This window comes from Marinicella meishanensis (genome assembly GCF_019931145.1).
GTDB lineage: Bacteria > Pseudomonadota > Gammaproteobacteria > Xanthomonadales > Marinicellaceae > Marinicella > Marinicella meishanensis.
This window is the reverse complement of sequence record NZ_JAIOUV010000003.1, coordinates 324,609-347,958: the sequence shown is the minus strand read 5'-3', so window position 1 is coordinate 347,958 and position 23,350 is coordinate 324,609. Positions and strand designations below refer to the sequence as shown.

Below are 23,350 nucleotides of genomic sequence, written 5' to 3'. Positions count from 1 at the left end.
GCAAGTCAAATGGGGCAATGATGTACTTTTTGTGAAAGGCTTATCATTTTGCTGTCTGAAATCATGCTAGTTTGATTGAGTCATTACAGTTGTGTGTGCCTGTTCCAGGTCGGTGTGTGACATTGATTGAGAGAGGTGAAACATGAAAAAGCACATGACAATCGGCCTCCTTGGCTTGCTGTGGTCACACAGCGATGCCGCCGAGGTCACCCTGCAAAACGACTCCTTGGTGGACTTCAGTCAAGGGGCCATCCAATCGGGCTTTGTGGCCAATGAGCTGGGCGCCGCCTGGCTGGAGTCGCCCTGTGATGGCGACTTGGTGGCGGTGCAAATCTTTTGGCGTTCATTGAATGGCGGCTCCGCCAGCACGATTGAACAAGGCATTGGTATTTTCGAGGCCGGCACCTTTCCCGAACCAGGCATGGAATTAGAAACCATTGTGGGTCCGGTGTTGAATGATGGGGTGTTCAATGAATACCGTTTTTTGGATGAGAACAGCGTTATTCCCCTGATTGTGCCAGTCACCCAAGGAGAAACTTATGTGATCGCTTTTCAGTTTGAAAACACCCCAATACCAACTGGCCCCAGTCTGGTCACCGATGCCGATGGCTGTCAAACCGGCAAAAACTCAATCTTCGCCATTCCACCCAATTTGTGGTTCGACAGCTGTCTGCTGGGGGTGTCGGGAGATTTCGTCATTCGCGCAGTGGTCGACTGCCCGGTGGTGGCCAATGAAGTTGATTTGGCCGTCAGTCAAATGGCCGATCCAGCCACCTATGTCCCGGGTGATGATTTGACCTTGTCCATCACCATCAGCAATGCCGGCCCGGCAGCGGCCAACGCCACCAGTGTGATTGACTTTTTCCCCAGTGAGTTGAACGGTGTGCAGTGGATGTGTACGCCCAACAACGGTGCCGCTTGCGGCATGCCCACTGGCAATGGCAACTTGACTGAGTCCGTCAACTTACCGGCCAACAGCCAAGTGGTGTTTGAGGCGGTGGGTACCATGGATGTGGCGGCCACTGGCACGCTGTCCAACACCGCACAGGTGATTGTGCCGGTTGGCACCACCGACACCGACCCAGCCAACAACGCATTCACGCTGGAAGTTTTGATGTCCGGTGACGACTTGATTTTTGCCGATGATTTTGAATGACCTTCCGGTCAAGACCCAACCATCGGCTGTGATGGGGCTTTAATCACCTGCTGGTTTGGGCTCCGGCATGGCCCGCATCAACAGATTCAGGGTGCGGGGATCGGGTGATCCGCCCAAGACACGCAATTCAGCGATTTTGGCCCAAGCGGCGGCGTACTTGCCCCGAAAATACAATGACTGCCACCACTTTTGCTGCACATATTGCGCTGCCAAGCCGGTGGCCTGGGCTTGGGCCAGCCACTGATCCACTTGTCGCCAAATTTCGCCTCGATTTGGGCGTGGCTGGTAGGGTGGATCAGCGGCCAAACACAAGGCCGTTACGTACGCCAAATCCGCCCAATAGATGGTTAATTGGGTGCTTCGTTGTTGCCAGTCCAAAGGTTCAGATCGCTACAGCATGTCCTGGGCTGGGCACGCCCCTGCTGTCATTAACAGCACACTGCCAAAACCGTAATACACTTCCGGGTTGCTGTCGTCCAACAACCAAGCCTGGTTGAAGCGGCGCATGGCGTCATCCAAGTTGTCTTCAGCATAATAAGCGAAGCCTTGATCGACATAAGCCAAGCTGCCAGTTCGCGGATCACCATACTCAGCCAAGACTTGGGCGGTGAATTGGGCATCGCCTGCCGCCAGCCTGGGATCAGCCGACCGGTCCATGCCGCCATACATGGGGACTTGATCAATGCGCACACCGGGGTCACTGGCACAAGCACACAGTAGCCAGGTCAAGCCGATCAGCAAAAGGTTTTTACAGCACATATAAGTCTCCTTGGACGGATTTGGCGGCGGGTTCACGCGGCATATGGGTTGTCGATGTTGAGCGATTGCAGGATCGTCACTTCCAGGCTTTCCATGGTTGCGGCATCGCAGTCATCCACGTGGTCAAAACCCAATAAATGCAACACGCCGTGGATGGTCATGTGGGCCCAGTGGTCCGCAACCGATTTGCCTTGTTCAGCGGCTTCCTGGGCCACGACAGACGCGCAAATCGCCAGGTCGCCCAGGTGATCGGATGCCACAAATTTAGGCACCTCACTGGGAAATGACAACACATTGGTGGGGCGATTTTTATTTCGATAAGTGTGATTGAGCGACTGGCTTTCGGCTTCATCAACGATTTTGATGCACACCTCGCCCTCGGCGGTTTGGTGCTTTTCCAAAGCCGCCAACCAGTATTGAAACTGGTTGGCTTCGGGTGCAGCTAAGGTCTGTTCGTTGATCAAATCAACGCGGATCATTCGGATTTATGGTGGCTCTTTTCATTGTCGTAAGCATCAACAATCTTTTGCACCAGTGAATGGCGCACCACGTCTTTGGACTTGAACCAACTGAAACTGATGCCCTTGATGTTGGGCAAAATGCCCATGGCGTGCTTCAAACCGGACTTTTCACCCGGCCGCAAATCAATTTGCGTGATGTCCCCGGTAACCACCACCGTGGTGTTGAAGCCCGTGCGCGTCAGGAACATCTTCATCTGCTCGACGGTGGTGTTCTGGGCTTCATCCAGGATCACAAATGCGTCATTCAATGTCCGCCCCCGCATGAAGGCCAATGGCGCCACTTCGATCTGGTTTTTTTCCAGCATTTTTTCGACTTTGTTGTGGCCCAGCATGTCATACAAGGCGTCATACAATGGCCTGAGATATGGATCGACCTTGTCACTCAGGTCACCGGGCAAAAAGCCCAGGCGCTCACCGGCTTCGACCGCGGGACGCACCAACACCAAGCGGCGCACGCGATCGGTCAAGAAAGCTTCCACCGCGCAGGCCACGGCCAGGTAAGTCTTGCCGGTACCGGCCGGCCCAATGCCAAAGTTGATGTCATGGGTGACGATGTTGTGCAGGTATTCTTTTTGGTTGTCCGACCGCCCAGTGATGACCCCGGCTTTGGTTTGGATCGCCACTTCCTGGGGTTCGTAATCGGGTTTACTGGCATTGCCGGCCAGGATCACATGCACAATTTCCGGGTTCAAGGCTTCTTTGCGGGCCTCTTTGACCAACAAATGCAGCATCTTGACTGCTTGATCGACCTGTTCGGCGTTACCTTTGATTTGGAAGTTTTGTCCACGGGCGTGGATGTCGGTTCCGGTGTGCTCCGCCAATAACTTGAGGTGCACATCCTGCTGTCCATACAAATTAACCAAACTTCCGTTGTTCACGTCCGCGAATTCCATGTTGCGGACGGTTGGTTTGATATTTTTCACATTATTCATTAATCAATACACGACCTCTCAAAGAGTTTCTTAATGCTTCGGTGATGACCACATCGACCATCTGCCCAATCAACCGCTGCGATCCAGCAAAATTGACCACCCGGTTGTTCTCAGTTTTACCAGAAAGTTCTTCGTCTGACCACTTGGATGTGCCTTCAACCAGAATTTTCTGGGTGGTACCCACCATATTTTGACTGATTTTGGCCGCCATGTCATTGATGGTGGCTTGTAAATGCTGTAATCGAGCCTTTTTCTCATCCAAACTGACCAAATCAGGCATCGATGACGCCGGTGTACCCGGTCTGGCTGAGTAAATGAAACTGAAACACTGGTCAAAGCCAATGTCATGAATTAACTTCATGGTGTCGTCAAAATCTTTTTGGGTTTCACCAGGAAAGCCAACAATGAAATCGGATGACAGGCTGATGTCGGGTCGCACTTCCCGCAACTTGCGGATTTTTTGTTTGTATTCCAATGCCGTGTGCCCGCGTTTCATCATCGACAAAATGCGGTCGGATCCAGATTGCACCGGCAAGTGCAGGTAATTGGCCAGTTGTGGTACGTCCCGATAGGCTTCGATCAAACCATCGGTGAATTCCACCGGGTGTGAGGTGGTGAAGCGGATGCGCTCGATGCCCTCAATGGCCGCCACATAGTGAATCAACAAGGCCAGGTCCACCACATCCCCTTCGTGTGACAAACCGCGGTAGGCGTTGACGTTTTGACCCAACAAGTTGACCTCTTTGACCCCTTGCTCGGCCAACTGCATGATTTCAGCCAACACACCATCCAGTGGCCGTGACACCTCTTCGCCGCGGGTGTAAGGCACCACACAGAACGAACAATACTTACTGCAACCTTCCATGATCGAGACAAAAGCCGCGGGACCTTCTTTGCGGGGTTTGGGCAAGTGATCGAATTTCTCGATTTCGGGGAATGAAATGTCCACCTGTGGTTGTTGCTGTTGATGGCGGGCTTCCAACAACTCAGGCAAACGGTGGATGGTTTGCGGACCAAACACCAAATCCACATAAGGCGCCCGTTTGATGATGGCATCCCCTTCTTGAGAAGCCACACAGCCACCCACTCCAATGATCACATTGGGGTTGTTTTCTTTGATCTTGCGCCAACGGCCCAATTGTGAAAACACCTTTTCTTGGGCTTTTTCACGGATTGAGCAGGTGTTGATCAGGATCACATCGGCATCGGTTTCGACGTCGGTCACTTCCAGGCCGTGCGATTTGAGCAACACGTCTTGCATTTTGTCAGAATCGTATTCATTCATCTGACAGCCGTGGGTTTTGATAAATACTTTGCCACTCATGGTTGTTCTTGGTTCATTCTGTCGACCAATTGTACAATGATTTGGGCAGTCAAGCCCCAAATCACGTTGCCTTTGTAGTCGAATACATAATAATGTCTGACCCCAAACGGGGTTTTGACGCGGTTTTTGACCCGGTTGTTCGGATCCTGAAAAAAAGCAAAGGGCACGCCAAACACTTTGGCCACCTCATTGTCATCAATCACCAGGTTGTCCACGTCCTGGATTTCACCCACAAAGGGTGTCACGTGGAAGCCACTGATGGACGGCAGACCGTCCAGAAAGCCCCACAGTTGGATGCGCTCTCGTGGCACCCCGATTTCCTCAAAGGTTTCGCGGTAGGCGGTGTGCTTGATGTTTTTGTCCTGCACCTCATAGCCGCCGCCGGGGAAACTGACCTGCCCAGAATGGTGCTTCAGTTGTTCGTTGCGCTGGGTCAACAACACCCACGGCGCCCCTTGTTTCCAATAAAACGGAAACAACACCGCCGCCGCCCGCACCATGTCACCACCCGAGCCTTGCCACAGTTGTTCATCAATCAGATCCTGATTGAGGTGGGGTTTGACTTGTTGGCTGAAATATTCCATGGTTTAAAGCAAAAAAAGGCAAGTTTGATCAACTTGCCTCTTCACTCCAATCAAACATTGATTGGCGATGTGTCTTGGATTTTACAGGATTTCCAGCAAATGCACATCAAACACCAACACTTCGTTGGGGCCAATGGGGCCTTGTCCTTGCACGCCATAAGCCATTTCGGGTGGCAGGAACACTTGCCATTTGTCACCGGCTTTCATCATCGGAATGATTTCACGCCAGCCAGGCATGCCAATTTTGGTCATGTCCATTTCCAGGGGTTGGCCGTTTTTGTAGGTGCTGTCAAATTCTTGGTAGTTGTCAAACACCTCGGTACCAATCAATTTACCGCTGTAATGCACTTTGACTTTGTCATCCAGGCTGGCATTGCGGCCGGCACCGGTTTCAATCACGCGGTATTGGATGCCAGAAGCCAACTCTTTGATGCCGTTTTTGCCGCGGTTTTGCGCCAAAAATTCATCACTGCGCTTTTGGTTGTCAGTGGCCATTTCCATGAAACCTTCGCGTTGGAACAGCTGCAGTTTTTGTTGGTATTTTCCATACTCTGCGGTCATCACTTCACGATCTACCGAAGGTTCTTTTTTGGTGGCGGCATCACGCAAGCCTTTAACAGCTTGTTCAATGTCCAGCTCAAAATCACTGCCTTCACGACCGGCGGCTTGCAAGCCCATGCGGTAGCCAATGGCATAAGAAGCGGCGGCTTTGTCAAACTGAATGTCTGAACTTTTGGGAACCGCTTGTTCGTTTTGGGCCATGGCAGACAAAGACAGGGCCAAAAACAAAATGGTCATTCGTTTTCTCATGGTTAACCTCTTATAAAATCAGCCGCGTATTGTACGCCAGCCATTCGAGTTAAACAAGACACGCCAGCCACTAATAAGTTCAATTTAGGCGCGTTAGTCACCGCATTGTCACACGATTTAACGTTATTCTAATGATTTGGTGCGCTGGGCTTTTGTTGCTATAATTTCGGGCTCTTAAAATCACACAAACCTCATGGCCAACGTCTTATCCCAATTGGAAAACCGCATCCTCACCATCACCATCAACCGCCCCGATAAACTCAATGCCCTGAATCAGGCCACCTTGCGTGAATTGGACGGCATCGTCATGGACGCCACCGACAACGATGAAGTGGCGGTGATCATCATCACCGGCGCCGGCGACAAAGCCTTCGTGGCTGGTGCCGATATTTCAGAACTGGCCACCACCGATGCCATGACCGGCATGCAATTTGCCCGCTACGGTCAAAGCGTGTTCAACCACATCGAAAACTGTGGTAAACCGGTGATCGCCGCAGTCAACGGTTTTGCCTTGGGCGGAGGTTGCGAGCTGGCCATGGCCTGTCATTTGCGCATCGCCTCGGACAACGCCAAATTCGGCCAACCGGAAATCAAGTTGGGTGTGATCCCCGGCTTCGGCGGCACCCAACGCCTGACTCGCTTGGTCGGCAAAGGCAAATCAATGGAAATGAACCTGCTCGGTGACATGGTCTCGGCCGACAAAGCCGAACAAATTGGCCTGGCCAACTGGGTGGTCCCTCAAGGCGAATTGTTGCCCACCGTGACCAAAGTGGCCGAACAACTGGCCAACTCAGCACCGATCGCCCTGAGCATGACCATCGATGCCATCAACAAAGGCCTCGAATGCGCCCTGCCCGACGCCCTGGACTACGAAGTCAAGGCCTTCGGCATCTGCTGCGCCTCTGAAGACAAAAACGAAGGCACCGCCGCCTTCCTGGAAAAACGCGCCGCGAAATTCGCCGGCAAATAAGCACAATCAACAAGGCATCAAAAAAGGCGCCGCTGGCGCCTTTTTTATAAGCCTAAAGTCTAATGGTTTTTGTGCGGCCGCAGGTTGGATAATGGGGTTTTGTTTTGTGGCTGAAGATTGTGGGAAATGATTACCCAACACAATACCAAAAATCGATCGAACAACCCGAAATATTTTGGGCCGAAGCGGCCAGTCAGATTGATTGGTTTGAACCCTATGAGCGGGTGCTGGACGACCGCCAGCCACCATTTTATCGGTGGTTCACCGGTGGGGTGATGAACACCTGTCACAATGCGGTGGATCGCCACGTGGCGGCCGGCCGCGGTGACCAAGTCGCGATCATCTATGACAGTCCCGTCACGCAGCAGCAAAACACCCTGACTTATCAACAACTGTTGCATCATGTGTCCCGCTTGGCCGGGGCCATGGACCAATTGGGTGTGGAAGCGGGTGATCGGGTGATCATCTATTTGCCCATGATACCGGAGGCCATCATTGCCATGTTGGCCTGTGCCCGCATCGGTGCGGTGCATTCGGTGGTGTTTGGTGGGTTCGCGGCCAAAGAATTGGCCGCCCGCATCGATGATGCCCAACCCAAACTCATCCTCGCGGCCTCCTGTGGCATCGAAGTGAATAAGGTGATTGCTTACAAACCGTTGTTGGATGAAGCCTTGCGGCAGTCTCAGCACCAGCCCGAACGGTGTTTGATTTTGCAACGGCCTGAATGTCAGGCCAACCTGGATGCGCCCCGTGATGTGGATTGGGCCAGCATCATGCGCCACGCACCGCAGGTGGCCTGTGTGCCGGTCCAAGCCACCGATCCCTTATATATTTTGTATACCTCAGGCACCACCGGCCAACCCAAAGGGGTGGTGCGAGACAACGGGGGGCATGCGGTGGCCATGCAATGGAGCATGCAACACATCTATGACATCCAGCCTGGTGAGGTGTTTTGGGCGGCCTCCGATGTCGGCTGGGTGGTCGGTCATTCGTACATCTGTTATGCGCCATTGATCAATGGTTCGACCACCGTGGTGTATGAAGGCAAACCGGTGGGCACACCCGATGCCGGGGCTTTTTGGCGGGTCATCGCCGAGCACCGGGTCAAAGCCTTGTTCACCGCACCCACGGCTTTTCGGGCGATCCGCAAAGAGGATCCCGATGGCCACTTGATACAGCAGCATAACCTCAGCCATTTCAAGGCTTTGTTTTTGGCCGGTGAACGCTGTGATCCCGACACCTTGAGCTGGGCCCAGGAACAGTTAAAAGTTCCGGTCATCGACCACTGGTGGCAAACCGAGACCGGTTGGGCCATTGCCGCCAACTGCCTGGGCATTGAAGCCTTGCCCGTGAAACCCGGTTCACCGACCAAAGCCGTGCCTGGCTATGCGGTGAAAGTGGTGGACGCCCTGGGTCATGAAGTGCCACACAACACCATGGGCCACATCGTCATTGAATTACCACTGCCACCGGGTACCTTACCCACCTTGTGGCAAGACGATGACCGTTTCAAAGCCTCATATTTATCGACCTTTCCAGGCCACTACCTGACCGGTGATGCTGGCTACCAAGATGAGGATGGCTACCTGTTCATCATGAGCCGCATCGACGACGTGATTAACGTTGCCGGTCATCGCATGTCAACCGGGGCGATGGAGGAAGTGTTGGCAGCTCACCCAGCGGTGGCGGAATGTGCGGTGATGGGGGTGAACTGTCCGCTGAAGGGCGAAGTGCCTTTGGGCTTGGTGGTCACCAAAGACGGCGTGCAGACCTCGCCGGCACAGCTCAGTGGCGAATTGATTCAACGGGTGCGGGAAAAAATCGGCCCAGTGGCGGCCTTCAAAAACGTCGCCCTGGTGCAACGATTGCCCAAAACGCGTTCCGGAAAAATCTTGCGCGGCACCATCCGTGCCATGGCCAACGGCGAGGATTTCACCGCACCAGCCACCATTGATGACCCCACCATTTTGGATGAAATTTCAGCGGTCCTGTCGGTCTTGGGCTACCCGGCTGACTGAGATTGAATACTTGCCATTCAGTGCCACAATTTCATGACCTTTTGCCAATAGGCTTTGATCAATGAATCGCCTGTATCATCACTGTATGCTTGTTTGATGTGGGCCTGTTTGGCGGCTTTTTCCTCATACTGCTTGATGGCGGCTTGCAACATGGGCAACAACCGGGTGGCGGTCAATGGTTTCACCAAGTACCGGAAAATTTGCCCACTGTTCAACAGTTTGATGGCGCTGTTACCGTCGGCTGCTGAAGTGGCCACGATGATCACCACACTGGGGTATTTCTCATGAATCAAGGTCACTGTGTTGACCGTGTCTGCATCGACCCGATCATCATCGACAAACAACACTCCCACGTTTGAATGGCGCTCCAACACGTTGAACACGGCGCCGATGTCATCAGCCATGACCGTTTTCTTGGCCAATGACTTGGCCACTTTGTGGTAAATACCGTCATTTGAATTCACCCGATTCATGATCGCCAAGAGGCATTCATTGGTCGGTTCCGGGCGGTCACTGTCAAGGAATTGATGGTGGGTATTTTCATGGATGATGCCATCATCAATCACGGCTTTTAACTCACCAATGTTCCATGGCTTGGTGATGTACTTGAAAACTTCGGCCTCATTGATGGAGTTTTGAATGGCTTGCAAATCTGAATAACCCGTCATTAAAATCCGGGTCACCTGTGGCCGGTGCTGTTTGCTCCAAGCCAGCAACTCATGTCCCAACAAACCTGGCATGCGCTCATCCGAAATGATCACCGACAAATTGGCATTGGCCTTGATGATTTTTTGGGCGTCACGACCATTACTGGCCGTGGTGATGTCATAGTCTCTTTTCAAGGCGGCCCGCAATGAACGCAAAATCCGAGGTTCATCGTCTACCAACAACACTTGTGGCCTGGGTTGGGTGACAACTGTATCGGCAAGTGTTGGCATCTGGCTGCTTATTTAATCACACTCAATGAAGCCTGAGACTGTTTGAGGGGTAACTTCACAGTCACTTGGGTGCCTTGATTCAACAAGCTGTTGACTTCGATATCACCCCCATGGCTTTTGATGATTTTATAAGATATCGACATGCCCAAGCCGGTGCCCTCTCCCACTTCCTTGGTGGTGAAAAATGGATCAAAGATCTGTTTGATGGTTGATTCACTCATACCGGAACCGTTGTCACTGAATTCGATTTCAACACCTTGGTCAGTGGCTCGAGTGATGATTTCAATGACCCCATCATCTGCAGTGGCTTGTGCGGAATTGGTGATGATGTTCATGAACACTTGGTTCAACTGTGCCGGCATGCACTCGATCAAGGGAATGTTTTGGCCATAGGTTTTGATGACTTGGCGCTGGCCGATGAGGCTGCTGCAAATTTTCAATGTGGCATCCAAGCCTTGATGCAGGTCGGTGTCCAACACGCTGGTGCGATCCAAGCGACTGAAATCTTTCAACGAACTGACCAAATCTGAAATCTCTGACAGGCCATACGATGAGTCTTGCAGCAAGTCTTCGATTTCTGACAAGGTCTCTCTTTGTCGCATGCTGCGATACACATGCACCATGCGCTTGACGATGTTGCCGATTTTTTTGGTGTTGGGCTTGGATTGCGAAATCTCTTGAGAAATCATGTCTACTGATTGCAAAATGCCATCCAGCTCACCCATGTTGAGTCTGATGGTGTCCACATTACTGGAAATGTAGCCCAGCGGGGTGTTGATTTCATGGGCCACACCAGCCACCATTTGACCCAAAGACGCCATTTTTTCGGATTGCACCAATTTCGATTCTGATTCCTTCAAGTCATCAAACGCTTTTTGCACCTCTGCCGTTTGTACCGCCACCTCATGATCCAGGTGCAGGTAAAGGGACCTCAATTTCCAAGCAATGAATCCCAGTCCCACCAATAAGAATGCAATGTAGGCCATGACCCATTGATCCAAACGAGCCGCTTGACTGGACTGCTGCATGATCCATTGATTCCACGCTTGACTCAACCCCTGAATTTTGCTGCTCGACGTGGTCAACAAGGCTTTGCTTAAGTATTGATCGGTCAGTGCTTTTTCATCCAACACTGTTTTCACATGACGGGTGAACTCCAAATGGGCAATTTGGGCAAATTCAGGCAGAGCAGTTTCGATTTCTGCCAGTTTGGGCAAGGCAATTTTCAATTTCTCTTCACTGAGTGATGAACCCAACAAGGCATATTCCAACAATTCTCTGACGACTTGCGCATACAACCCTTCGGCCTCGATTAATTTGGCTTCACGGGCAATTTGCATCAAGTTTTGTCCCGCTGCTGGTGCATATCGCACAGAATTCCTGAGCACTGAATTGTGGGATTTGAAGCTTTCAATCAAGTCATTTTGAATCATGATTTCTTTATTCAGCAATTCAAAATTGCGCAGCAACATGGGGTCTTTGAGTTGTTCAGGGTTGAAATACCGTTGCTCCAACGACACCAAAGACTGCTCCAACAGTGCCGTTGTTCGGGTTAAGTTATCGTAGTTGTTGTCAATGTGATGGCGGCTGCGCAATGCCAACTCACCCACACTGGCATTCAAGCCATCAATGGACAACAGTTTCTGCGACACATCGTTGTTCATTTGTTCGGTGTCTGGCAGCGTCGATTGGTAATACACAATGCCGGCGGCACCGCCGATGGCCAGACTCAAATAGATCAATAGCAGGATAGATGGTTTCATCACAGCACTCCTTCAGGAATTTCACCCACCAAAGATTCTAAAAAGGCAATGATTGAACTGCGATCGTCTTTAGGCACCGTCCTGCCCAATTGGAATTCAATCATGATGTCGACAGCTTCTTCGATGGTTTTGACTGACCCATCGTGAAAATATGGCGCTGTTTTGACTGCCAGCCGGAGACTTGGCACTTTAAACACACGCTTGTCCCACTCATTTTTGGTGACTTCATAGCGACCCAAATCTTCATTCAAACTACCCGACTGGAGATTGATGTCTTTGAGTACACCCATTTTTTGGAACATGTTGCCACCCACATTTTTCCCTTGGTGGCATGACACACAGCCATAGGCTTTGAACAGTTCATAACCTTTTTTTTGTTTGGCAGTGATTGCCGATTCATCACCATTAAGGAATTGATCAAAGGGTGAATTGGGGGTGATCAATTGTTTTTCATATTCAGCGATGGCATCCACGATCAGGTCTTCATTGATGCCCTGCCCATATATTTGTTGAAAGGCCTCCACATATTGACTGTCATCAGCCAACTTTCTGACCACTTCGGTCCAAGTTGCCATGCCCATTTCAACCGGATTGGTCACTGGGCCCCTGGCTTGTTCCACCAGGTCATGCGCCCGCCCATCCCAAAATTGTTTGAAGTTGAACACGGCATTGAACACAGTTGGTGAGTTGCGGGTCCCTTGTAAGCCATTGACCCCCGATGAAAATTGCTGGCCATCGGCCCCAAATGCACCATTCAAATCATGGCATGTGGCACAAGAAATGCTGTTGTCTGTGGACAAACGTTTATCAAAAAACAATGTTTTACCCAGCTTGGCCTTGGCTTCATCAACAGCCATGTGTTGTGGAATCGGGGTGATGAAAGTCGGTTCAGTGGCTTTCGCACAGCCCAATGAAACAAACAACAAGCCAGCCAATACTTGACGATCAGTAAACCCAGCATTTAATAAAAACATCAACGAATACCATTATGTGGATATTATTTCAGTATATTTGTACTTATTTACATAGTCAATATGTTTTGTATTTCACATTTTAACCTGGATTTTACATGGCAGAGCAGCCTGGAAGTGCGTACTGTGTGGTTTATCAGAACTGGACCACAAGGCCACCATTGTCATTAATAAGGTGTTTGGGATGACTGGGATTTTAATACGGGTTTAGTCAGCGTTTGTTGCGGTAATGTTGTAACACCTGCTGGGCCAAGCTGACGGTAACTGGATTGCGGTTCAGCACAGCAAACAACAGCAAAGCTTCAATGGTGTGTGCTGCATCGACGTCCTTGGATCGGCCCAAAAAAGCTTCACCGGTGCCATCGGTGCGCACCCGGCTGTTGCCGCGGCTGTCGATTTCACCGCTGGGTAAAATGCGTTGTATTTGCCAGGTCAATGCCCGGTCACAGACAGCGACCAAATTTGGCTCGGGGTAACCCATCAGCACCAAGCGAAGGCACAAAGCGGAAGCCACGCCGTTGTAACTGGAGTCAAAACCGCCGCCTTCGATGAAATAGCCATCAACATGAACCTGTTGGGTGGCCTGTTGGATGAAACGATGGGCCGCTGCGGCAGCGGGCTCAGAATCCAACAATTGACTCAGCGAATAAAAGGCCAAACCATTGAACAACAGGCGATTGGGGGCATTGCGATCAGCAGCCATCAAACGGCCTTCTTGCTTCAGTAAAAATACCAAGGTGGGTTGCAGTTGTTGGGTGAGCATCACCACCCGGGTGCGCAATGGCGCACAGGCTTGACAGCTTTGCCACCAAGCACTGTGGTGCAAAGCGTGCAGTCCCACGCCCAAAGAGTAAGTGAAAAAGGCCACACCACTGGCCCGATCTGCCGGGCTGGCTTGGCCCAGTCCAGCCAGTTTTGCCGGCCGGGTTAATTGGAAATCCCCATCAGGCAGTTGGTGCCGGAGGGCGTATTCGGCCGCTTTAACAAATTTCAAAATGGCCTTGGGGTCCTGACTGGCCAAGCCGTGATCCACCAGGTGGTGCATGCCCATTTGAAAGCGCACGTGAAAATAGCCTGCTCGGTTGCGGCCCATGGCCCCATTGGCTTTCGGCACCATCCTTTGCGCCAGGACTTGGGTCAATAACGTGTGGGCTTGGGCCATGCGGTCACCGTGCGAGGTGGGGGTGGCTTGGGTCACGAAGGCCCACAACACGGCCCCACAGCAAATCAACCGCAGGCGGCTGGTACCACCGGCCATGAGTCGCACGGTTTAAGGATGGTGATCGGTGGATGAATTTTTGGCGTCCTGGCGGTCGTCATGGTCCAGCAGTTTGATCCAAAACCACAACTCCACCGCCGCCGCCAGCACCACCACGACCACGGCACCGGTGGTGAAACCAATGAAGTACAAGGCCAATGCGATGGCTGCCAATGTCAATAATGTCGCGCCACGTGTGTTCATTCCAGTCTCCGATACAGTGTCATCATTATAACCAAAGTCGGGCCTGATCTCATCGACCACAAGTCACTGTTTTCAGCCTGAAAAAATTATCCAATTTGAGCACAATATCGACACCGTTTTTGGTTACAATGATGGGTTTGATTCACCCTTGACCAACATGAAATCCATCTCCCTGCGAGGGGTCAGAACCCACAACCTGAAAAACATCGACATCGACTTGCCACGCGATGAATTCATTGTCATCACGGGCCTGTCAGGCTCCGGCAAATCGTCCCTGGCCTTTGACACCATTTATGCCGAAGGCCAGCGTCGCTACGTCGAATCCTTGTCGGCCTATGCCCGGCAGTTCCTGTCGATGATGGACAAACCCGACCTGGACCACATCGAAGGCTTGTCACCAGCCATTTCGATTGAACAAAAATCAACCTCGCACAACCCCCGTTCAACGGTGGGCACCATCACCGAAATCTACGACTACTTGCGCTTGCTCTATGCCCGCATCGGCACCCCCAAATGTCCAGACCACGACATTTCATTGGAAGCCCAAGAGGTCTCAGAAATGGTCGACAAGGTGTTGGCCCTGGAAGCTGGGCGCAAATTAATGTTGTTGGCACCGGTGGTACGCAACCGCAAAGGGGAACACCTGCTGTTGTTGGAACAGCTGCGCGGTAGCGGCTTTGTGCGGGTGCGGATTGATGGCAAGGTGTACAACATCGACGACCTGCCGAAGTTGAACCCCAAACAAAAACACGACATCGAAGCGGTGGTTGACCGCTTCAAGGTGAAAGACAACATGGCCCAGCGACTGGCCGAATCCTTTGAAACCGCACTGGCCCTGTCCGAAGGCTTGGCCATGGTGGTGTCGTTTGATGATACACAGGATCAAGCTGCCATCAACCTCATGTTCAGCTCCTTGTTTTCCTGTCCGGTGTGTAATTACTCATTGAGTGAGTTGGAACCGCGCTTGTTTTCGTTCAACTCCCCCAATGGGGCTTGCAGCGAATGTGATGGCCTGGGCGTCAGTCAATATTTTGACCCAGAGCGAATCATCGTCAACAAAAAACTGTCCATGGCCGACGGTGCCGTGCGTGGTTGGGACAAACGCAACGGCTGGTACTTTCAACTGCTGCAAGCGGTGGCCAAAACTTATGGCTTCGACGTCAACACCCCGCTGCAAGATTTGAGCCAAGAAGTGCAAGACGTGTTGTTTTACGGCAGTGGTGAGAAAAACATCCGTTTCACCTATTACAGTGACAAAGGCCAATACGAGCGCAACCACCCCTTTGAAGGCATCGCCAACAACATGAAACGGCGTTACCAAGAAACCGAATCGTCGATGGTGCGCGAGGAACTCAACAAATACATCAGCAAGAAGCCGTGCCCCGTCTGCGAAGGCCAGCGCTTGAACCGCAGTGCCCGCCACGTGTTCATCAATGACGTGCCCTTACCCCACATCAACGCCATGTCGATTGCCGGTGCCTTGCGTCATTTCGAGGAATTGCAGCTCAGTGGGCAAAAAGCCGAAATTGCCGACAAAATCATCAAAGAAATCAAAGAACGCTTGAGTTTTTTGGTCAATGTCGGCTTGAACTACCTCACGGTGGACCGCAAGGCCGACTCTTTATCCGGTGGCGAAGCCCAGCGCATTCGCCTGGCCTCGCAAATTGGTGCCGGCTTGGTCGGGGTGATGTATGTGCTGGATGAACCTTCCATCGGCCTGCACCAACGCGACAACGAAAAGCTGCTGAAAACCCTGGTCAATTTAAAAAACCTGGGCAACACCGTGATCGTGGTGGAACACGATGAAGATGCCGTGCGTCTGGCCGATCATGTGGTCGACATCGGCCCCGGTGCTGGCGTGCACGGCGGTCACATCGTGGCCCAAGGCACACCCGCAGAAATCTGCGCCAGTGCCGATTCCATCACCGGCAAATACCTGACCGGTGAACTGAAAATTGAAATCCCGGAACAACGCCATCCATTTGATCCGGACAAAACCTTCAAGCTCAAAGGCGCCTCAGGCAACAATTTGAAGAATGTGGATGTGGAAATTCCGGTGGGTTTGTTCACTTGCATCACTGGGGTCTCGGGATCAGGCAAATCGACCTTGATCAATGAAACGGTTTACAAAGTGCTGGCCAACCACCTGAACCGCGCCACCCACCATGCCCAACCGCACCAGGGCTTTGAAAACATCGACTTGTTTGACAAAGTGGTGGACATCGATCAAAAACCGATTGGTCGCACCCCGCGTTCCAACCCCGCCACCTACACCCAGTTGTTCGGACCCATCCGCGATTTGTTCGCCAACACCCCGGAATCCCGGGCCCGTGGTTACAAGCCTGGCCGCTTCAGTTTCAATGTCAAAGGCGGCCGCTGTGAAGCTTGCCAGGGTGATGGGGTGATCAAGGTAGAAATGCACTTTCTGCCGGATGTGTATGTGACCTGCGACACCTGCAAAGGCAAACGCTACAACCGCGAAACACTGGACATTCAATACAAAGGCCAAAACATCTACGAAGTGCTGAACATGACGGTGGAAGATGCCTTGCCTTTCTTTGCCGCCATTCCCAGCATCGCCACCAAGTTACAAACCTTGCTGGACGTGGGATTGAGCTACATCACCCTGGGCCAAAACGCCACCACCTTGTCCGGTGGTGAAGCCCAGCGGGTGAAACTGGCCAAAGAACTGTCCAAGCGTGACACCGGTAAAACCGTATACATCCTCGATGAACCGACCACTGGTTTGCATTTTGCAGACATCAAACAGTTGCTCAAAGTGCTGCACCACTTACGCGACAACGGCAACACCATCATGGTCATTGAACACAACCTTGATGTGATCAAGACCGCTGACTGGATCATTGATTTGGGGCCCGAAGGTGGGCATGGCGGCGGTGAAATCATTGCCACCGGCACCCCAGAACAAATAGCCCAAACCAAACACAGCCACACCGGGCAGTTCTTAAAACCCATGCTAAAATCAAAATGATTTGAACCCAGACAATTGCCATGCAGCCTTTGACGGAAGAATTCATAGAACAATGCCCGGTTGAGCACGGCTTTCGCATCCGCGGCTTGGCCATGACCCGCATTGAGGTGTTCGTCGACGCCGCTTTTGCCTTTGCGGTGACCATGTTGGTGATTTCCATCGATCAAATTCCGCGCAGCATTCCCGAATTGTTGGGCATTTCCAAACACATCCCGGCCTTCTTGTTGAGTGTCGCCCAATTGGTGCTCATTTGGCACAGTCACTCGGTGTGGAGCCGGCGCTTTGGGCTGGAGGACACCCGCACCGTGGTGTTGTCGGTCAGCCTGCTGGCCATCGTCTTGATTTATGTCTATCCCTTGAAAATGATGTTTGAAGGCCTGTTTGCCTGGCTCACCCTGGGCTACCTGCCGAGCCAGTTCAAATTATCCAGCTATGAAGAGTTGAAGCAGTTGTTTTACTACTTCTCCATCGGCTTTGCCTGCATCTCGCTGATTTTTATGGCCTTGTACCAGCATGCCAAGAAAATGGCCACTCAACTGCGCTTGTCACCGCAGGAAATTTACCAGTCAGAAACCGCCATAGTGGTCAATCAAGCGATGGCCGCCGTGTGTTTGGCCAACATGGTGTTGGTGTACTTCACCCAGGGCCATTGGGTGCCATTCACTGGTTTTGTCTACATGCTGATCTGGCCGCTGGTGGCCAGGATTGAACGGCGACGACACCGGCAATGGGTGGCCTCACAAGCGACCACAGGGTGACCGCCAGAACACAGGCGGCCAATACAGGACTTTTGTTACATGCATAATTTTTGTAAAACTGACATAATCATTGAACACTGAAAAGCATTGAAATCATGAAAAAAATCTTATTAACGGCGATGTTAAGCGCCGCAGTGGGCTCGGTTGCAGCCAAACCAGAACCGATCATATATGGCACCGTCACCGATAAAAAAGGACAAACCCACACCGGCAGCATTCGCTGGGGTGATCAAGAGACCTTCCTCAGTGACATTTTCAACGGCGTCAAGATCGGTACCGTTGGCTTTGAACACTTGACCGATGACGAACAAGAGGCCTTGTTAGACCACCAACCCGGTCCCCAAGCCACCATTGGTGATTTACAAATCACCTTCAAATCATTCTTTGGAAAAGAGATCGATCCCCCTTATTTTAATGTGCCTTTTGGAGCGATCAAACAATTGGCCATTGACGCCGAGCAACCCTTATTCACCGCCACCTTACACGACGGCACCACCATTGTCAGTGACGGCGAAAGCTCCAACGACCTGCGCTCTGACATCTATGTCAAAGACGCCCAGGGCAACACCCAAGAATTTGACATGGATGAATTGACCTTGGTGACTTTTGCCAAAGCACCGGCCAATGCCCTGACCTTCGGCGACGGCATTTATGGCACCGTGACCTCATCCATTGGCACGTTTCAGGGTCGGGTGATGTGGGACAAAGACGAACGCCTCACCGACGAAGAGTTGGATGGCAACGACGAAGCCAACAAAGATTATGAAATCAAATTTGCCGACATCAAAAGCATTGAAAAGAATGGCAATTATTCATTGGTCGAATTGACCGATGGCAACACCTTGAACCTGACCGGCACCAACGACGTCAACACCAGCAACCGTGGCATTTGGGTGGATCACCCGGATCTGGGACGGGTGGAAATTGAATGGTCCCAATTCAATAAGCTGGTGATCGAAGACGTCGATGTGGCCTGGTTGGATTTTGATGACTATGCCCAGATGCAACAACCCTTGCGTGGCACCGTGACCTTGCAAGACGGGTCATCGGTGCAAGCCGATGCCATCACCTACGACATGAGCTTGGTCAGCCAAGCTGATTTGTTGTATGCCGATGTCAATGAAGCGAACCGCCAGATTCCCCTGCGCACCATCAAACAAATCACCGTCAAACACGAGCAAGCGGTCGAGTTGACCCTGCATGATGGCAGCACTTTGTTGGCCTACGGCAACAACAGTGTGACCCGTGACAACAATGGGTTGCTGCTGAAATCAGGCGAGAATTATCGCTGGGTGCCGTGGGCTGAGGTGAAAACCATTCAGTTTTGATTGGTGGCCGGGGACGGCGCTGAATCCGCTCAGGTGTGGGCCAGCTTGTACCCCACACCGCGGATGGTTTGAATCCACTTTTCTTTGTGGTGTTTTTTCAGGGCTTTGCGCAGGCGCAGGATGTGCACATCGACCGTGCGGTCTTCGACAAAAGTGTTGCGGCCCCAAATGTGATTCAAAATGTGTTCCCTGGCCAACAGCTTGTTGGGATTTTGTAAAAACAGTTTGAGCAGTTTGAATTCGGTCAAGCTCAGATTGATCGGGTTGCCATCGATGCTCACTTCATGGGCATCGGCATCCATCACGATGCCTTTGTATTCAATGCGGTGATTGGTTTCAAAACCACTGGAGCGGCGCAAGTGGGCGCGGATGCGGGCCATCAGTTCCAACATCGAGGCGGGTTTGGTCAGGTAGTCATCGGCACCGCGTTCCAACCCTTTGACCTTGTCACTTTCCTCAGCGCGGGCCGTCAACATGATGATGGGCACTTCTTTGATCACGTCATCCCGTCGGATCATGTCGATTAAATCAATGCCACTCATGTCAGGCAAACCCCAATCAATCACGATCAAGTCGGGATGCACCTGGTTCAATTGTTCCAACGCTTCATTGCCAGAAGATGCCTTGTAAGTCTCAAATCCTTCGCGACGCAATGAGAATGCCATCATTTCTCGGATGGCCATGTCGTCTTCAACAATCAAAATGTTGTTCTGCATTTCATTTGGGTTTTCATCGAAAGTTGACATCTTAGTTAACGATTATGACAGCTTGGTGACATTATTGTCATAATATCGTTACACAGATGTCAACCCACCCCTATGTTTATTCGCAGCTGTAGACCCGCTTAAGTGTGTCGTATAAGGTCTGTTTGAACGATTGTTGCTTGATGATTTTGGCATCCAATTCATGGATCAGGTTTTCAATGATGACCTTCCTGCTTTGCTCTTCGGGCAAACAAAATTTGGCAAAATAAGTCGGCGGTATGGGTTTGCGGGTGTTGCCCACCCGGGTTTTGTAGGCCCGTTCGAAAAAACTGGAGAATTGTTTTTCTTCTTTGGTCAGGTTTTCAATGATGGCACTGTCGGTCAACACCGCCCCGTCGATGAAGCCATTGATGTACTCATAACACACGCTGTCCTCAGGAATGACGTTGCTCTCGATGAAACCTTCACAGGATGCGACCAAGGCTTCCTCTGCACTGGCAGCCTGTGCTTGGTTGGTGAACCAACCCACGATGAGAACAGCAAATAAGGTTTTTTTCATGGACATTTTCCAACGGTTAAAATCATTATTTTAGTCAAACCAACGTCAAATATATGTCAATGCCTGGCCAGCCAAAATGGCCACATTCTGGGGATGACGTAAGCCCGGTATGTGGCTACAATGGAGGACCATTCATGATGATTTGAAGCCTGGCATGGGTCTTGATTTCGACACCCTTTTCCCCACCCTGAACCACGTGACCAACCGTGGCCTGTTGCGACAGCAACCGGCTGATTTTGATGTCACTGAAGTCATTGAAATTGATTTCACAGGCAGTGGCGAACATTGGTGGTTTTATGTGGAAAAAATCAACAGCAACACCGCTTGGGCCGCCACGCAATTGGCCAGCGCTTGTCGGGTGCCGGCCCGACAAGTGGGTTATGCCGGCCTCAAAGATCGCCATGCCGTCACCCGTCAGTGGTTCAGTGTGCAACTGCCCAAGGTCACCGACTTGGCGACCATCACAGCCCAACTGCCTCCGGAAATCCGCATCCTGGAAAGTCAACAACACCAAAGCAAGCTGAAACGGGGTCAACTGCAACACAACCGCTTTGCACTCCGCATCCGGCAAGTCGAAGGCGACCGGGAACAGCTGACCGAGAACCTCGGCGCAATCAGCCAGCAAGGTGTGCCGAATTATTTTGGGCCACAACGCTTTGGCCACCAAATGACGAACATCCAACGGGTCCAAGATTGGTTCAGAGGCCGCATCCGCGTGCGCAACAAAAACCAACGCAGCCTGTTGTTGTCCACAGCCCGCAGTCATTTGTTCAACTTGACCGTGGCCCATCGCATCAAGCAAGGTCTCTGGGATCAGGTAATTCCCGGTGATTTGTTGCAATTGGATGGCAGCCAATCCTGGTTTCATGAACAGGCGGCCACAGCGGCCGAATTGCGCCAACGATTGGCTGCCTTCGACCTGCACATCACCGCCCCCTTGTGGGGTGAAGGCCCCTTACCCAGCACCTTGGATTGTGCTTCATTGGAACAAGGCATTGCCGAACAATGGCCCATTTATGCCAAAGGCTTTGCCCAGCACCGGCTGCAACACGACCGCCGCAGCATGCGCCTGCGACCCCAAGCATTGGCCCATGAATGGCAAGGTAACGACTTGCTGATCAGCATGCAGTTACCCGCAGGCTGCTATGCCACCTCGGTGCTCCGGGAGTTATTACATGTCACAGATCAACAGACCAAGGATTGAATCTTTTTGCCAGCAATGACGGTTTCTTTGAACCCGGTCATGCATTTGCCACAGAAATGTTGCTACGCTGCTGTTTTGTTAGCGAGAGGAGTACACCATGAAATTTATCAAGCACATGATCCCTTGGCTGTTGATGATGTGGCTGCTGCCGGCACAGGCCGACAAGAACGACAGCATGAAAGCCATCAACCAAGCCCAGGTATTGATTGAATCAGCGGTGCGCAGCGGCGCCCAACAACACGCCCCCATGTTGTTGCAATCGGCACGAGACCGCTTGGCCCAAGCCCGTGTGAAGCAAGACGATCGAGATTGGGTTGAGGCTGAAATTGCTGCCAAGATGTCACAACGAGACGCCGAAGTGGCCGATGCCAAATCACTGCACGCCAAAGCTTTGAAAGCTTATGAGGACTTGCAAACCACCGTCAATGTGCTGCGCGCAGAACTGGAACGCAAGAGGAGTCAACAATGAACCACACACACATGAAACAGCTTCTGATATTGATCCTGGTGAGCCTGGTGGCAGGCTGTGCCTCCACCCCCGATCCCGACCCGCGGGTCATGCAACTGGACAATCGCTTGAGTGACCTGATGTCCAACAATGACTTGGCCAGTCGTGGCGGTGAAGAACTGGCCCGCGCGCAAAGGGCATTGAACACCGTCAAAACCCAAGGCCCAGACATGGACGATGAGGATTTGGATTATTCAATCTACGCCACCGGCCGCTTGCTTGATTTGGCCCGCTATGCGGCCGAAACCCGTTGGTATGAAGACCGCCGCGAACAATTGGTGGACCAGCAAAGTCAGCTGATTTTACAGGCCAGGACTTTGGAAGCCGAACAAGCAGAACAACGGGCCGCTGCCGCCAAAGCCATTGCCGAGGCCGCTGAATTACAACGGCAAATGGCCTTACAAGAAGCCGAGGCGGCCAAGCTGGTGCGGGATGAAGCCTTACAAGCCGCGGCCTTCGCTGAAGAGCAGCGGGAATTGGCCATGTTGGCCAAAACCGAAGCCGAACGCTTACAACTGGCAGCAGAAGCCGCCGCTGATTCGGCCATGAGTGAAGCCGAAAAAGCGAAAATCGTGGCCGCTGCCGAGGCCGCCAAGGCCGAGGCCGCCATCGCCGAAGCCAACGCGGCCAAAGCCGCCATGCAGCAGCTGGAAGCGGAGTTGTCGGATTTGAAAGCCAAACAAACTGAACGTGGATTGGTCATCACCTTGGGTGATGTGTTGTTTGAGTTCAATCAATCAGACCTCAAGGCTGGTGCCACCCGCAATCTAGAGCCCCTGGTCAAGGCCTTGCATGAAGACTTGGCCCAAGCGGTGGTGATTGAAGGGCACACCGACAACATCGGCAGCGAGGATTACAATGTGAGGTTGTCCGAACAACGGGCTGCGTCGGTGAAAACATACCTGACCGATGCCGGCATTGATGGCGACCGCATCACCACCCAAGGATTGGGGTTCACTTACCCGGTGGCCAGCAACGACACCAGCGAAGGTCGTCAGCAGAATCGGCGGGTGGAAATCATCCTGCCACAAGACGAGTAATTGATCTGCGGCCAAGCCATGCCAGGGTGGCATGGCTTGGCTGCAGGTT

At 52.0% G+C, this 23,350-nt stretch carries 22 protein-coding genes and 1 pseudogene; 9 read left to right on the top strand and 14 right to left on the bottom strand.

Annotated features, from left to right (window positions below; genetic code table 11):
- Positions 1-154 precede the first annotated feature (154 nt).
- Positions 155-1,156, top strand: a complete 1,002-nt coding sequence (locus tag K7G70_RS06410) for a DUF11 domain-containing protein (protein ID WP_223787782.1) — start codon at positions 155-157, stop codon at positions 1,154-1,156.
- A gap of 39 nt (positions 1,157-1,195) precedes the next feature.
- On the opposite strand, the gene K7G70_RS06405 is transcribed toward K7G70_RS06410, so the two are convergent.
- The 7 genes from K7G70_RS06405 to K7G70_RS06375 form a co-directional block, all read right to left on the bottom strand.
- Entirely contained in the window at positions 1,196-1,486 is a 291-nt protein-coding gene (locus K7G70_RS06405) for a hypothetical protein (protein WP_223787781.1), read from the bottom strand.
- 60 nt (positions 1,487-1,546) lie between these two features.
- The gene (locus K7G70_RS06400; RefSeq protein ID WP_223787780.1) at positions 1,547-1,915 is read right to left on the bottom strand and encodes a tetratricopeptide repeat protein; all 369 of its coding nucleotides are present in this window, start codon (positions 1,913-1,915) and stop codon (positions 1,547-1,549) included.
- A 32-nt stretch (positions 1,916-1,947) separates the two neighbouring features.
- The gene (ybeY, locus tag K7G70_RS06395; RefSeq protein ID WP_223787779.1) at positions 1,948-2,394 is read right to left on the bottom strand and encodes an rRNA maturation RNase YbeY; all 447 of its coding nucleotides are present in this window, start codon (positions 2,392-2,394) and stop codon (positions 1,948-1,950) included.
- Entirely contained in the window at positions 2,391-3,329 is a 939-nt protein-coding gene (locus K7G70_RS06390; protein WP_255589899.1) for a PhoH family protein, read from the bottom strand. The genes ybeY and K7G70_RS06390 overlap by 4 nt, the downstream gene beginning before the upstream one ends.
- Positions 3,330-3,360: 31 nt before the next feature.
- The gene (gene miaB / locus K7G70_RS06385; RefSeq protein ID WP_223787777.1) at positions 3,361-4,692 is read right to left on the bottom strand and encodes a tRNA (N6-isopentenyl adenosine(37)-C2)-methylthiotransferase MiaB; all 1,332 of its coding nucleotides are present in this window, start codon (positions 4,690-4,692) and stop codon (positions 3,361-3,363) included.
- On the bottom strand, positions 4,689-5,276 hold the full coding sequence (locus K7G70_RS06380; RefSeq protein WP_223787776.1) for an NUDIX hydrolase: 588 nt from the start codon (positions 5,274-5,276) through the stop codon (positions 4,689-4,691). Before K7G70_RS06380 ends, miaB begins: the two co-directional genes overlap by 4 nt.
- An 81-nt stretch (positions 5,277-5,357) precedes the next feature.
- On the bottom strand, positions 5,358-6,086 hold the full coding sequence (locus K7G70_RS06375; RefSeq protein WP_223787775.1) for an FKBP-type peptidyl-prolyl cis-trans isomerase: 729 nt from the start codon (positions 6,084-6,086) through the stop codon (positions 5,358-5,360).
- 193 nt (positions 6,087-6,279) lie between these two features.
- Between K7G70_RS06375 and K7G70_RS06370 the strand changes: the two genes are divergently transcribed.
- Both K7G70_RS06370 and K7G70_RS06365 read left to right on the top strand, forming a co-directional pair.
- On the top strand, positions 6,280-7,056 hold the full coding sequence (locus K7G70_RS06370) for an enoyl-CoA hydratase/isomerase family protein (protein ID WP_223787774.1): 777 nt from the start codon (positions 6,280-6,282) through the stop codon (positions 7,054-7,056).
- A 119-nt stretch (positions 7,057-7,175) separates the two neighbouring features.
- A complete protein-coding gene (locus tag K7G70_RS06365) occupies positions 7,176-9,074 on the top strand; it encodes a propionyl-CoA synthetase (RefSeq protein WP_223787773.1) in 1,899 nt (632 codons plus the stop codon).
- Between the two features lie 17 nt (positions 9,075-9,091).
- Here K7G70_RS06365 and K7G70_RS06360 read toward each other — a convergent pair whose 3' ends face one another.
- From K7G70_RS06360 to K7G70_RS06340, 5 genes are all read right to left on the bottom strand, one after another.
- Positions 9,092-10,012, bottom strand: coding sequence for a response regulator (locus tag K7G70_RS06360; protein ID WP_223787772.1), 921 nt, complete (start codon positions 10,010-10,012; stop codon positions 9,092-9,094).
- Between the two features lie 8 nt (positions 10,013-10,020).
- On the bottom strand, positions 10,021-11,775 hold the full coding sequence (locus K7G70_RS06355) for a DAHL domain-containing protein (RefSeq protein ID WP_223787771.1): 1,755 nt from the start codon (positions 11,773-11,775) through the stop codon (positions 10,021-10,023).
- Complete coding sequence (locus K7G70_RS06350; protein WP_223787770.1) at positions 11,775-12,749, bottom strand: cytochrome-c peroxidase; 975 nt, start codon at positions 12,747-12,749, stop codon at positions 11,775-11,777. The genes K7G70_RS06355 and K7G70_RS06350 overlap by 1 nt, the downstream gene beginning before the upstream one ends.
- Positions 12,750-12,957: 208 nt before the next feature.
- Positions 12,958-14,013, bottom strand: coding sequence for a hypothetical protein (locus tag K7G70_RS06345; RefSeq protein WP_223787769.1), 1,056 nt, complete (start codon positions 14,011-14,013; stop codon positions 12,958-12,960).
- Between the two features lie 3 nt (positions 14,014-14,016).
- A complete protein-coding gene (locus K7G70_RS06340) occupies positions 14,017-14,208 on the bottom strand; it encodes a hypothetical protein (RefSeq protein ID WP_223787768.1) in 192 nt (63 codons plus the stop codon).
- Between the two features lie 157 nt (positions 14,209-14,365).
- Between K7G70_RS06340 and uvrA the strand changes: the two are divergent.
- From uvrA to K7G70_RS06325, 3 genes and pseudogenes are all read left to right on the top strand, one after another.
- Positions 14,366-17,194: pseudogene (uvrA, locus tag K7G70_RS06335) on the top strand (excinuclease ABC subunit UvrA); the annotation flags it as partial.
- Between the two features lie 26 nt (positions 17,195-17,220).
- Complete coding sequence (locus K7G70_RS06330; protein WP_223787766.1) at positions 17,221-17,958, top strand: DUF1211 domain-containing protein; 738 nt, start codon at positions 17,221-17,223, stop codon at positions 17,956-17,958.
- A 95-nt stretch (positions 17,959-18,053) separates the two neighbouring features.
- A complete protein-coding gene (locus K7G70_RS06325) occupies positions 18,054-19,286 on the top strand; it encodes a hypothetical protein (RefSeq protein WP_223787765.1) in 1,233 nt (410 codons plus the stop codon).
- Positions 19,287-19,315: 29 nt separating this feature from the next.
- On the opposite strand, the gene K7G70_RS06320 is transcribed toward K7G70_RS06325, so the two are convergent.
- A complete protein-coding gene (locus K7G70_RS06320) occupies positions 19,316-20,002 on the bottom strand; it encodes a response regulator (protein WP_223787764.1) in 687 nt (228 codons plus the stop codon).
- Between the two features lie 106 nt (positions 20,003-20,108).
- On the bottom strand, positions 20,109-20,549 hold the full coding sequence (locus K7G70_RS06315; RefSeq protein WP_223787763.1) for a hypothetical protein: 441 nt from the start codon (positions 20,547-20,549) through the stop codon (positions 20,109-20,111).
- Between the two features lie 154 nt (positions 20,550-20,703).
- On the opposite strand from K7G70_RS06315, the gene truD reads away from it, so the two are divergent.
- The 3 genes from truD (at position 20,704) to K7G70_RS06300 (ending at position 23,301) form a co-directional block, all read left to right on the top strand.
- Entirely contained in the window at positions 20,704-21,753 is a 1,050-nt protein-coding gene (gene truD / locus K7G70_RS06310) for a tRNA pseudouridine(13) synthase TruD (protein WP_223787762.1), read from the top strand.
- 97 nt (positions 21,754-21,850) lie between these two features.
- The gene (locus tag K7G70_RS06305; protein WP_223787761.1) at positions 21,851-22,222 is read left to right on the top strand and encodes a DUF4398 domain-containing protein; all 372 of its coding nucleotides are present in this window, start codon (positions 21,851-21,853) and stop codon (positions 22,220-22,222) included.
- On the top strand, positions 22,219-23,301 hold the full coding sequence (locus K7G70_RS06300; RefSeq protein ID WP_223787760.1) for an OmpA family protein: 1,083 nt from the start codon (positions 22,219-22,221) through the stop codon (positions 23,299-23,301). Before K7G70_RS06305 ends, K7G70_RS06300 begins: the two co-directional genes overlap by 4 nt.
- Positions 23,302-23,350 lie beyond the last annotated feature (49 nt).

Bases quoted from the DNA above. Each gene is read 5' to 3' on its own strand.
- K7G70_RS06410 (WP_223787782.1), top strand. From the start codon at position 155: ATGACAATCGGCCTCCTTGGCTTGCTGTGGTCACACAGCGATGCCGCC.
- K7G70_RS06400 (WP_223787780.1), bottom strand. From the start codon at position 1,915: ATGTGCTGTAAAAACCTTTTGCTGATCGGCTTGACCTGGCTACTGTGT.
- ybeY (WP_223787779.1), bottom strand. From the start codon at position 2,394: ATGATCCGCGTTGATTTGATCAACGAACAGACCTTAGCTGCACCCGAA.
- K7G70_RS06390 (WP_255589899.1), bottom strand. From the start codon at position 3,329: ATGGAATTCGCGGACGTGAACAACGGAAGTTTGGTTAATTTGTATGGA.
- miaB (WP_223787777.1), bottom strand. From the start codon at position 4,692: ATGAGTGGCAAAGTATTTATCAAAACCCACGGCTGTCAGATGAATGAA.
- K7G70_RS06380 (WP_223787776.1), bottom strand. From the start codon at position 5,276: ATGGAATATTTCAGCCAACAAGTCAAACCCCACCTCAATCAGGATCTG.
- K7G70_RS06375 (WP_223787775.1), bottom strand. From the start codon at position 6,086: ATGAGAAAACGAATGACCATTTTGTTTTTGGCCCTGTCTTTGTCTGCC.
- K7G70_RS06370 (WP_223787774.1), top strand. From the start codon at position 6,280: ATGGCCAACGTCTTATCCCAATTGGAAAACCGCATCCTCACCATCACC.
- K7G70_RS06360 (WP_223787772.1), bottom strand. From the start codon at position 10,012: ATGCCAACACTTGCCGATACAGTTGTCACCCAACCCAGGCCACAAGTG.
- K7G70_RS06355 (WP_223787771.1), bottom strand. From the start codon at position 11,775: ATGAAACCATCTATCCTGCTATTGATCTATTTGAGTCTGGCCATCGGC.
- K7G70_RS06350 (WP_223787770.1), bottom strand. From the start codon at position 12,749: ATGTTTTTATTAAATGCTGGGTTTACTGATCGTCAAGTATTGGCTGGC.
- K7G70_RS06340 (WP_223787768.1), bottom strand. From the start codon at position 14,208: ATGAACACACGTGGCGCGACATTATTGACATTGGCAGCCATCGCATTG.
- K7G70_RS06330 (WP_223787766.1), top strand. From the start codon at position 17,221: ATGCAGCCTTTGACGGAAGAATTCATAGAACAATGCCCGGTTGAGCAC.
- K7G70_RS06325 (WP_223787765.1), top strand. From the start codon at position 18,054: ATGAAAAAAATCTTATTAACGGCGATGTTAAGCGCCGCAGTGGGCTCG.
- K7G70_RS06320 (WP_223787764.1), bottom strand. From the start codon at position 20,002: ATGCAGAACAACATTTTGATTGTTGAAGACGACATGGCCATCCGAGAA.
- K7G70_RS06315 (WP_223787763.1), bottom strand. From the start codon at position 20,549: ATGAAAAAAACCTTATTTGCTGTTCTCATCGTGGGTTGGTTCACCAAC.
- truD (WP_223787762.1), top strand. From the start codon at position 20,704: ATGGGTCTTGATTTCGACACCCTTTTCCCCACCCTGAACCACGTGACC.
- K7G70_RS06305 (WP_223787761.1), top strand. From the start codon at position 21,851: ATGAAATTTATCAAGCACATGATCCCTTGGCTGTTGATGATGTGGCTG.
- K7G70_RS06300 (WP_223787760.1), top strand. From the start codon at position 22,219: ATGAACCACACACACATGAAACAGCTTCTGATATTGATCCTGGTGAGC.